The following is a 10,887-nucleotide window of genomic DNA, read 5'->3' on the forward strand; positions in this document are numbered from 1 at the left end:
TTAACACAATAAATTATGGATTGGCAACTCGTAAACTTTATTTTTGATTATTATTCAACCCTTGATTCGCATTAAAGCCAACAGAAAGAAAAAGCGGCTTCACACCTCCTACTGCCAGATCATTCACCGTACCATAAACAGCTAAACTGCCAATATTGCCACCTGGGAAAAAATATGGCGTAATCACATAACTATCGGTTGTCATCGCAATTTTACCATTGAGATTTGGTAACGTCGCTTGATCCTCGCCTTGAGATAAATACTCATTATCAAAGGCTTTTTTCATCAACTGATCAATCAAACGATTCATCGCTTTGCCACCGGCACCCATCGCCAGATCCACCACACCAGATTTGAAATTTAATTTAATACTCATGCCGACATTCCTTGGTATTGATAATGTGCCGCACACGCTCCTTCAGAGGAAACCATACATGCTCCCATCGGCTGCTCTGGTGTGCAGGCAACGCCAAAGAGCTTACAGTCTTTAGGCTCTTTAACTCCTCGCAAGATATCAGGACATGCACATGCCTTATGCTCTTGCCCTTTCACGGTTGGTATATCAAAAACCACTTCAGCATCAAACTGTGCATATTTATCTTTAATCTTTAGCGCGCTTTTTGGGATGAATCCTAATCCACGCCATTCAAAGCTATCTCGTAATTCTAAATACTCAGCGATTAATTGCTGTGCAAATGTATTGCCTTGGGGGGTTACCGCACGTGTGTATTGGTTTTTGACACCCACTTCATCACGATTAATCATCTGAATCAACATTAAAATAGATTGCAATACATCCAAAGGTTCAAATCCCGCAATCACCACTGGTTTGGCAAAGCGCGTTGCCACATCATGATAAGCATCACTGCCAATAACAATACTGACATGTGAAGGACCGACAAAGCCATCTATTTTGACTTCATCGGATAAGATGGCTTCCATCGCAATCGGTGTCAGTACATGATTACAAAACACAAAGAAGTTATTCAAGCCTAACTTTAATGCTTTATCTAATGCAACGGCTGTCGGCGGTGTTGTTGTCTCAAAGCCAATCGCAAAAAAGATCACTCTCTTACCTGGATTCTCTTTAGCCAACCTTAACGCATCTTCACTTGAGTAAATCATGCGCACATCCGCACCGCGCGCTTTGGCTTTGAGTAAGCTATCTTGGTTTGTACCAGGCACTCGCAACATATCAGCATAACTGCAAAAAATCACATTCGGCTGCAGAGAAAGAAAAATTGCCTGATCAACGCGTGCAACCGGTAGCACACATACAGGACATCCTGGACCATGAATCATCTTAATCTCAGCTGGCAACAGTCCTGTAATACCATAACGATGAATCGCATGAGTGTGCCCCCCGCAAAACTCCATCAGATGATATTTTCGCCCACTTTGCACACTATTGTTAATCTCAGCAATAAGTCCTTTGGCAACTTTTGGATCGCGAAAAACCTCAATATAGTTCATAGATCACCTCGATCTTGTTGTAGCATTTCAGCAAAATCTTTTAACGTTTGCTTGGCTTGTAATTCATCTAGTTTACTAAGCGCAAAGCCAACGTGCACGATTACATAGTCATTGATATCAACCTGATCTTTTAATAATGCCAAGGAAATCTCTTTGCGCACACCACCGATATTAACCAGCGCTTGGTCATCGCCATTAAGCGCTATAATCTGTGCAGGAATTGCTAAGCACATGCTTTTTCTCCTTGTTTAATTTATTCGCTGCAAGCCATGCTTGCCCTAAACTGATCCCACCATCATTGACTGGGATTTTTTGTGGCACAATCGCTTGTAAGCCAAGTGTTTCTAAGTACTGCACAACTTCAGTCAACAGCACTTTGTTTTGAAAACAACCACCGGTTAATATCACTTGAGTAATACCTTTGTTGAATGCACTCTCATGCGCCCATAATGCTAAAGCATAAGCCAAAGTCCCATGAAATAGCTCACTGCCTTTATCTTTTGGCATACCCATTATTCTTGCAACTAATTGTGATACACCCAGTTGATTATTGTTTATATCAATCAAGCTTTTATCAACCCTAGATACGTTAACCAATGCTTCAAGTTTCATTGCAGCTTCTGCTTCAAAGGTGTTGTCGTGACAAATATCTAACAAACTTGCCACACCATCAAATAGGCGCCCCATACTTGTCGTGCGCGGTAAGTTTTCTTTGTTTTTCTCAAGTAATTGCAAAAAACTTGGCGCTTTTTCATTTGCTAATAGATGCTTTGGCACTTTTAGCCCCAAGTCAACACAAAAGCTAAGCGCCATACGCCATGGCTCTTTTTGTACACGATCACCACCTAAATAAGGCATCGATTGAAGCGCTGATATTCGTGTAAATTTAAGTACTTCAATATCACAATGATAAAGCTCACCACCTCGCGCCATACCATCATCACCTAAGCCAAAACCATCAAGTACAATCGCTAATACCGGATCTTCTAGTGCATACTCCGCTATAGCTGCAGCAATATGCGCCTCATGATGCTGCACGCGAGTAAGTGGTAAATTTAAGCGCTCGGCAAACTCAGTCGTATAGAAATCCGGATGTAGATCACACGCCAGCGCACTGAAACTCACACCAAATAAATGTTGATAGTGATGAAATGCTTTTTCAAAGTATTTGATACTATCGACACTATCCATATCACCAATATATTGCGAGAGATATGCTTCATTGTGATTGATAAAACAAAAGGTGTTTTTCAACAAAGCACCCGTTGCAAAGACACAAGGTAATTCACGATTAAGCTTAATCGTTAATGGCACAAAACCACGCGCGCGACGAATCATCATTGATTTATCTAAAACCACACGCATCACGCTATCGTCACTTTTCATCGCAATTTGTCTATTATCACTAACGATCATATCGGCAATAGGTGCTAGCAATTGATAAGCTTGATCATTGTCTGCAATAATACTGCCACCAGATAAGTTAGCACTTGTTACCACCAGTAATAGATCATTTGCTTGTTGCAACCAATCACGATCTTTAGGTTGCCCCAAGAGATAATAAAAAAGCAAATAATCTACGGCAGAATTGGGTAACATCACACCTAGCTCATTAAGTTTAGGTGCAAGCATTTTCGGCAGCTGAGTCGTTGTTTTCTTTTCTAACAATACAATTGGGCGAGCTGACGAGTTTAATAGCGTACTTTCTTCTTGATTACACTGCACATATTGCTCAATACTGGCTTGATTTAATGCCATTAATGCAAAAGGTTTAGATGATCTTTTTTTACGTTGTCTTAAGTGCGTAATCGCTGTTTCATTTTTAGCATCCACAACCAATTTAAACCCGCTATGTGTTTTCAACGCTAAAATGTCACCTTGTTTCAGTATTTGCACCATATCAGAAAAGGCATGAGATAATTTAGGACCACACAAGCAACAAGCCGTTGTTTGTGCATGATAACGTCGATCTAAAGGATTGCGATAAACACGCAAGCAATCATCACATAATGGAAACTTGGAAAACGTCGTCGTTTCTCGATCATAAGGCAAAGACTCGGTAACACTAAAGCGCGGACCACAATAAGTACAACTAATAAAAGGATAAAGATAATAGCGACTATTTGGATCAAATAGCTCACTCAGACAGTCGTCACAAATAACACTATCGGCTGGGATTTTGATCTTGGACTTCCCTTCACTACTGGCTAAAATACTAAAATGGTCAAACGCTCTATCCATGATGATTTCAGTCATTTTAATATGTTCAATTTGCGCAAGCTTAGGTAATTGTTGCCTCATCAATATGCAAAAATTCTCAGCTTCCTGATGTGTCGTTTGTAGAATGATGTCAACACCGTGAAGCGTATTTTGCACACTGCCAAATAAGCCGTTTTTTACCGCCAACACATAAATAAAAGGTCTAAAGCCCACACCTTGGACAATGCCATTAACTGTGATTTTGACTGCTGTTATACCCATTTGTTACCCAGTTTAACCAGTTATCAAATCCCGCTTCCGTTTTAACCGAAAGCTCAAAAAATCGAATATCACGACGAATTTTACGAATATTTTCAATGCAACGCTCAACACTGAAATCAACATACGGCAGTAGATCCGTTTTATTAATAATCACGGTATCCGCATGATAAAACATATCCGGATATTTCAGCGGTTTATCATCACCTTCTGTCACTGAAATCACAGCAATGCGATGCTTTTCACCTAAATCGAACATTGCCGGACAAATCAAATTGCCTACATTCTCAATAAAGACAAAACTGTTTTCTTGAATGTCTAAATGCTCATACGCATGTCCCACCATATGCGCATCCAAGTGACATGCTTTGCCAGTATTAATCTGATAGGCTTTCGCTCCTGCTTTACGGATTCGATTAGCATCGATTTCAGTTTGTTGGTCACCTTCAACCACAACGATTGGGTACTCAGCCTGAAGCTTAGCAATCGTCTTCTCAAGTAACGAGGTTTTGCCCGAACCTGGACTAGATACAAAATTAAATGCTAGCGCATTTTTAGCTCTCAAAACCTCACGATTGGCTTGCGCATATTGATCATTTGCTGCCAAAATTGCCTGTTCTAATTTGACACTATCAACCGCATGATCATGATGGTGATGGTCATGCGCATGTTGATGCATATGCTCAGAATCGCTGCAACCACAAGTTGTACACATAACTTACTCCTTAACTCTTAACTCTTAACTCTTAACTCTTAACTCTTAACTCTTAACTCTTATTATTCTGACGTTACAAACTCAATTTTTTCTACCAACATATCTTGACCTGTTAGTATTTCTTTATCATGGCTTTGGCACTTAGGGCATGCATCATAAAACTTTGATAATTGATAATCATGCGTACATGTTAAGCAATGTGCCCATGCCGGTTTGACCGTAATATTTAAGATACTTTGCGCTAATGGCGTATCTTTAGCAGCGACGGGGAACCAAAAGCGCATTGATTCGATATCAACGCCGGCTAATTGCCCAACACCTAGTTCAATTTGTTGCACGGCTTGCGCCTCATACCCCATGCTTTTTGCTTTATCAAGCACAATAGTAATCACACTTTGGCACAATGAAAATTCATGCATAACTTATCAACCGATATATCACTGCAAATTAGATTAGCACACAATAAATAAGTGAAGACACTATGACCATGCTATTTAATGCATTAAATGCGCAAATAATGACATAGCGCAAGTTTTTCTTTGATTTGTCGCTTAGCCTTAAAAATTGGTTATGACCATATTACTGCTCACTTTGATTTTGTAAGCGTTGGCTGAGCGTAAGTCGAAGCCTCTATGAAGCGTAATTTTCCCGAGTTTACCACACTTCGACTAATGCTCAGTGCATCGCTTCGACTGACGCTCAGGGTACGGTGAGCACTTATGGGTAAATTGTAGTCTTAGCCTAAAAATTCTCACTCTCTTTTCAAGCCAAATTGCGTACTTGAGATCTTGGTCAATACTGCCTGTGCGTGATCAACAATCATATTGTTCATCTTGCGATATGCTGCATCAGGCAAATCCCAATAGTGCCAATACAAAGGCATACGCCATATGTTTTGCGTATCAAGAACGACTAGTTTACCCTCTGCCAACTCAATCACAATGTCTGCTTTTGGAATCAGTGCATATCCTAAAGCTTCTAAACATAATGACTTAAAGCTCTTCACCGATGGTGCAATATGAATATTATTAACATCAGGCTCAAAGTGATAAAACTTCTCCATTACCTCAATATTTAAATCGTCTTTTTGATTAAATGTCAGAAAAGGTGCACTTTTTAACGCTTGAAGCCATGAGCGAGAACCCACTTCGTGTTTGGCAAAATAACGCTGATAAAAGTCCACTGAAGCCACCAATAAATAATCCATACTGCCCAGTAACACGCTTTGGCAAAATGGGTAATTAACCATCTTGTTAGAAATACATACCAATGCCTTACCTTCTTTTATATAGTTTGCAGTTAGCTCTTGGTCATCGGCAATCATCTGCCAGCGCACGTCAGGATATGCTTTGGCAACCTTGATTAATACTTCGCTAAACCACGTATCCAAACTATCATAGTTAATCGCAATACTTAGCTTTAATGCTTGCCGATGTGTGTCAATCTCTTGTGTGAGTGCTGACTCTAACCACTTAACTTTTACCCAATGATTTAATAGCTTTTCACCCAAGGCAGTTGGTTGATAAGGCAAGTAACGTAACATCAATGGCACGCCATAATGCTTCTCAAGCAGCGCTATGCGCTGTGATACCGCTGATTGTGAGATATTTAACTTATTCGCTGCCTTTTCAAAACTTTGCAGCTCAATCACACTACTTAGTGCTGTTAGCCCTTTATAATCCATCTCTCGTCAAATTATTAATATAATTAATGATTCATAATAATATTTAATTTAACTAATCACTGCAACCTAATATAACATTGACCTTAAATAATATGTAATGAATCAAGAATAAGTTGCGTCAGCTAAGTACTTAAACAATAGTTTATTGGTAATCATGGATATTCGGGCCAAGCCCGAATACGACAGTTTTTCGTCATTCTCGGACTTGATCCGAGAATCCAAAAAACACCTGATAGTATTTGCATAGTTACTTAGTACCTCTCCCCTTGCGGGAGAGCTCAGGCAGCTTAAGCTGCACGGGTGAGGGGAGTAATTGAAGCTCAACTTGTTTTTGAATTATTACTATGCTAATTAATAGGAGCAAAATATCTGATGGAATTTTTTACTGGTTTACTTCTTGGTTTAACGCTTATTATGGGCATAGGTGCGCAAAACTTATTTGTTATCAAGCAAGCAATTACACGCCAATACGCTTATAGCACGGCTTTGATTTGTTTTATCTGTGATGTTATTTTAATTACTATCAGCATGTTTCTTACCGCAACAATGACGCATTATCTTCCTTTTGTGCGACCAATATTACTGATCGCTGCCATTATTTTTTTGTTCTACTATGGCGCACTCTCATTAAAATCTGCCTATCAAAGCCATGTTTCAGTTAACACGCTATTAAAAAATGAGCAAATAAGTACTCAAACATTAAACATCTACAAAGTGATTTTTCTTAGCTGCTCGTTTAGTTTATTAAACCCTCAGGCAATTTTAGATATCGTTGTACTTTTAGGTGGTGTTGCGTTTAAATACAAGCTCATCTATTTACAACTGGAGTTTATGGCTGGCGCACTCAGTGCAAGCTTTATCTGGTTTTTTGGTCTAACGGCTCTAGGTCTTCGTCTTAATCTTTTTTTCCAAAGTCGACACACATGGAAATATTTAGAGCTATTTTCCGGGCTTTTTATGTATGTGATTGCCATTAAATGCATCTTCCTGCTTATTCACTAAAGCATGACATAACGCAAGTTTTGTTTACTTTTGTGCGCTTAGTGTGTGTTTGAGTTTCCAATAAAGCACTGTCTTAGGCTATAGTGAGTAGCACTTAAAGCCAAGAGCTTGTAACCTATGCCACAGTACTTTCTTGTTTTTAATTGCGGTAGCTCCTCAATTAAATTCTCACTTTATGATCACAATACCTTAGTACAGACGCTTGTTGGACTGGTTGATAAAATTAATACCAAAGAAACAACGCTAAGCATTTCTATTAATGGTCAGACTAAGACAGAGACTTCACCACTTAATTACCATCAAGCATTTGCCAAAATTATTGGTTTTTTAAAGCAGCAAGACTATTTCACTCAAATCATTGCTATTGGGCATCGCGTCGTCCATGGTGGGCATTATTTCGATCGTGCTGTTATTGTAACAGATGATGTTATTGCTAAAATTCGTGCCCTTATCCCTTTAGCCCCTTTACACAACCCTGCCAACCTTGAAGGTATTGAGTTCTGTCAGCAGCATTTTATATCAATACCTCAGATTGCGGTCTTTGATACGGCTTTCCACCAGAGTATACCTGAGGAAATCTATCGCTATGCCATCCCCAATACGCTTTATGAAGATCTACATATTAGAAAATATGGCTTTCATGGAATAAGTCACCAGTATATTGCGCAGGCTGCCGCTCAACATCTATCTCTTACACAAGGCAATTTTATCTGCGCGCATCTAGGCAATGGCTGCAGTGTCACCGCGATCAAAAATGGTAAAAGCATCAATACCAGCATGGGATTTACGCCTTTGGATGGACTGGTCATGGGTACGCGCTCAGGCACTATTGACCCTAGTATTTTTAGCTATCTGCAACAGATGCTTAATATGGATATCAATGAGATTAATCAGCTATTAAACAAACAAAGTGGTTTACTTGGATTATGTGGGTTAAGTGATATGCGTGAAATTGAACATCTTATTGCCAATCCTGATATTGAATTAAAGGAAGCAAAACAAGCGAGATTAGCACTGAATATATTTAGTCACCGTGTCGCGAGCTTCATTGCGAGCTATCTTATGTATTTTGATCAACTTGACGGACTTATTTTTACCGCGGGCATTGGTCAAAACAGTGCCTTAGTACGTCAACAAATCATCAATCGACTTAAGTTTAGTGGTTTTGCCATTGATGCTGTGCGCAATGAAAATGCCGCACAAGCAATTGAAGTTCACGCTCAAGGCAGCAAACGCATTATGGTACTCAAAACCGATGAAGAGCAAATGATTGCGCAAAGTTGTCAAATGTTATTAGCTAATTAAGGATCAAACATGAGTCTACCAATCATACTACTGCCCACCGGTCAAGGTGTTGGCTTGTTCTCGTTAAAGCAAGGCTTAAGATACGCCCTTGAACAGCGTGGCTATCGCGTTAAGCTGTTTAATCCATTATTTGATGCGGAAATCTCGTCTTCTGAAATTGAGCGTTATTTTCAACAAAACAAGATGAAAGATTTTTTTGAATACTTGCTTAATATCTACGATAAAGTTAGCCAAAACAGTGATATTACCTTAATTGATGGCGTGTTCATCAAAGAACACAATCATAATCAGTTTGAATGGCTAAACGCTTACATCAACCTCTTTAATAAAACACTTATTCGCGCATTTAATGCTAATGTTATCTTCATTGCACGCCAAGGATATAAGACGCTAAAAGACCTTGAGATTCAACTAAAGCTATATCAACAGCAAATTCCCCAAGATGCACTCTTAGGCGCCATTGTTACTAAACTTAATGCACCAGTTGATAATGATGGCAAAAATCGTTTTAGTTTATTAGATGAAGATATTAACAATAGCGCACCAAATCTTACGCGATCAGATATTGAAACATTAACTATCTTTAACAGTAATCACCTAAATTTACTCGGGGTGACACATTGGCAAAACAACCTCAGCTACCCACGTGTTATTGATATAGCCAATCGTTTAAATTTAACTGCACTCTTTGAAGGTTTTGATCTTGAGCGCCGTGTGCATATCGTCACCATGTGCTCGCGTACCGTTGATCACGCCTTAGACGAGATAAAGCCAGGCACATTAATCATCACTGCTGCTGATCGCAGTGATATTATTCTAGCAGTGACAGTTGCCGCACAAAAAGGCATTAAAATCGCGGGATTAATATTAACTGCCTTCTCCCTTGCCAATCGTGCCGTGCTGGATTTCTGTCTTGATGCGGCTAAACGCATGTCTTTACCTATCTTTGTGACTTACAATAAGAGCATTAGCACCATTTTAAAGTTAGCTGATATTGATTACAACAGCATTCCTAGAGATGATATAACGCGTTTAAATCTCTTGCGCTCATCCATTGCTGAATGCATTGATGTCGATATGATTACACGCAAGCTTACGGCAACACCCACACCAACCAAACTATCGCCGCCGGCGTTTCGTCATTATCTGATCAAGCGTGCAACTGAAGTCACCAAACGTATCATTCTACCCGAGGGTTTAGAGCCACGCACGATTGAAGCTGCTATTTTTTGTAGTGAACGCAAGATTGCTACTTGTATCTTATTAGCGAAACGTGACGATGTAATCGAGGTTGCCAAAAAGCAAGGCTTACACTTATCGGATAAAATCATCACAATTGATCCAGATAGCATCAAAACTCAGTATCTCAAGCCGCTTATCGATGCGCGTAAACATAAAGGCATGACCGAAATTATGGCGCGTGATGCCCTTGAAGATAATGTAACCCTTGCAACCATGATGTTATATATGTCAGATGTTGATGGCTTAGTTGCAGGCGCTTTAAACACCACCGCACATACCATTTCTCCCGCACTTAAAATCATTAAAACAAAACCTGACTGCTCGATTGTCTCGTCGGTATTTTTCATGTGCCTTGAAGATCAAGTGCTTGTTTATGGTGATTGCGCGGTTAATCCTGATCCGACAACCGAGCAATTAGCTGAAATTGCTATTCAAAGCGCTGAGTCTGCCACAGCATTTGGTATTGATCCTAAAATTGCCATGATCAGTTATAGCACGGGAGACTCAGGTCATGGTGCCGATGTTGATAAAGTCAAATCTGCAACTGAATTGGTGAAGGCAAAACGTCCTGATCTGATCGTTGATGGTCCCTTGCAATATGATGCTGCGACAACGCTTTCGGTTGCTCAACAAAAGGCACCTAATAGTGCCGTTGCCGGATACGCCAATGTATTGATTTTTCCAGATTTAAACACCGGCAATACAACCTATAAAGCCGTGCAACGAAGTGCCGATGTCTTAAGTATAGGTCCTGTATTACAAGGGCTAAACAAGCCGGTTAATGATCTGTCACGTGGGGCCACAGTTGATGATATTATTTATACCATTGCAATTACTGCGATTCAATCACACGCCACTGAGTAAACGTTGATTAATTGGAGTTACGCACTTTAGAACAAAACTATGATTTCATAAACACCCCGTCAGCCTACGGCTGCCACCCCTTTTGCAAACATAGGTTTATAGGGATCTTTTTGTAAGTGGGTTT

10 protein-coding genes are annotated in these 10,887 nt (G+C 39.8%); 3 read left to right on the forward strand and 7 right to left on the reverse strand.

All coding sequences use genetic code 11. The features are described from left to right. Positions 1-37: 37 nt before the first annotated feature. The 7 genes from ACY10D_RS10030 to ACY10D_RS10060 form a co-directional block, all read right to left on the reverse strand. On the reverse strand, positions 38-376 hold the full coding sequence (locus tag ACY10D_RS10030; RefSeq protein WP_487000593.1) for an AIR synthase related protein: 339 nt from the start codon (positions 374-376) through the stop codon (positions 38-40). Then, positions 373-1,473, reverse strand: a complete 1,101-nt coding sequence (gene hypD, locus ACY10D_RS10035; RefSeq protein WP_487000594.1) for a hydrogenase formation protein HypD — start codon at positions 1,471-1,473, stop codon at positions 373-375. The genes ACY10D_RS10030 and hypD overlap by 4 nt, the downstream gene beginning before the upstream one ends. Then, positions 1,470-1,706: a HypC/HybG/HupF family hydrogenase formation chaperone gene (locus ACY10D_RS10040; RefSeq protein WP_487000595.1), complete on the reverse strand. Its 237-nt coding sequence runs from the start codon at positions 1,704-1,706 to the stop codon at positions 1,470-1,472. Before ACY10D_RS10040 ends, hypD begins: the two co-directional genes overlap by 4 nt. After that, a complete protein-coding gene (gene hypF / locus ACY10D_RS10045) occupies positions 1,669-3,954 on the reverse strand; it encodes a carbamoyltransferase HypF (RefSeq protein ID WP_487000596.1) in 2,286 nt (761 codons plus the stop codon). The genes ACY10D_RS10040 and hypF overlap by 38 nt, the downstream gene beginning before the upstream one ends. Next, positions 3,923-4,666 (reverse strand): hydrogenase nickel incorporation protein HypB, encoded by a 744-nt coding sequence (gene hypB, locus ACY10D_RS10050; protein WP_487000597.1) that lies wholly within the window; start codon positions 4,664-4,666, stop codon positions 3,923-3,925. Before hypB ends, hypF begins: the two co-directional genes overlap by 32 nt. 62 nt (positions 4,667-4,728) lie before the next feature. Further along, on the reverse strand, positions 4,729-5,085 hold the full coding sequence (gene hypA / locus ACY10D_RS10055; RefSeq protein ID WP_487000598.1) for a hydrogenase maturation nickel metallochaperone HypA: 357 nt from the start codon (positions 5,083-5,085) through the stop codon (positions 4,729-4,731). A 332-nt stretch (positions 5,086-5,417) separates the two neighbouring features. Beyond that, complete coding sequence (locus tag ACY10D_RS10060) at positions 5,418-6,350, reverse strand: ArgP/LysG family DNA-binding transcriptional regulator (RefSeq protein ID WP_487000599.1); 933 nt, start codon at positions 6,348-6,350, stop codon at positions 5,418-5,420. 372 nt (positions 6,351-6,722) lie between these two features. Here ACY10D_RS10060 and ACY10D_RS10065 point away from each other — a divergent pair, with 372 nt between their 5' ends. The 3 genes from ACY10D_RS10065 to pta all read left to right on the forward strand — a co-directional run bounded on the left by ACY10D_RS10065 (position 6,723) and on the right by pta (position 10,763). Continuing rightward, entirely contained in the window at positions 6,723-7,352 is a 630-nt protein-coding gene (locus tag ACY10D_RS10065) for a LysE/ArgO family amino acid transporter (RefSeq protein WP_487000600.1), read from the forward strand. Positions 7,353-7,469: 117 nt separating this feature from the next. Further along, positions 7,470-8,657, forward strand: a complete 1,188-nt coding sequence (locus ACY10D_RS10070; RefSeq protein WP_487000601.1) for an acetate/propionate family kinase — start codon at positions 7,470-7,472, stop codon at positions 8,655-8,657. Between the two features lie 9 nt (positions 8,658-8,666). Further along, complete coding sequence (gene pta / locus ACY10D_RS10075) at positions 8,667-10,763, forward strand: phosphate acetyltransferase (RefSeq protein WP_487000602.1); 2,097 nt, start codon at positions 8,667-8,669, stop codon at positions 10,761-10,763. Positions 10,764-10,887 lie beyond the last annotated feature (124 nt).

The sequence above is a fragment of the Cysteiniphilum sp. genome (genome assembly GCF_057495195.1).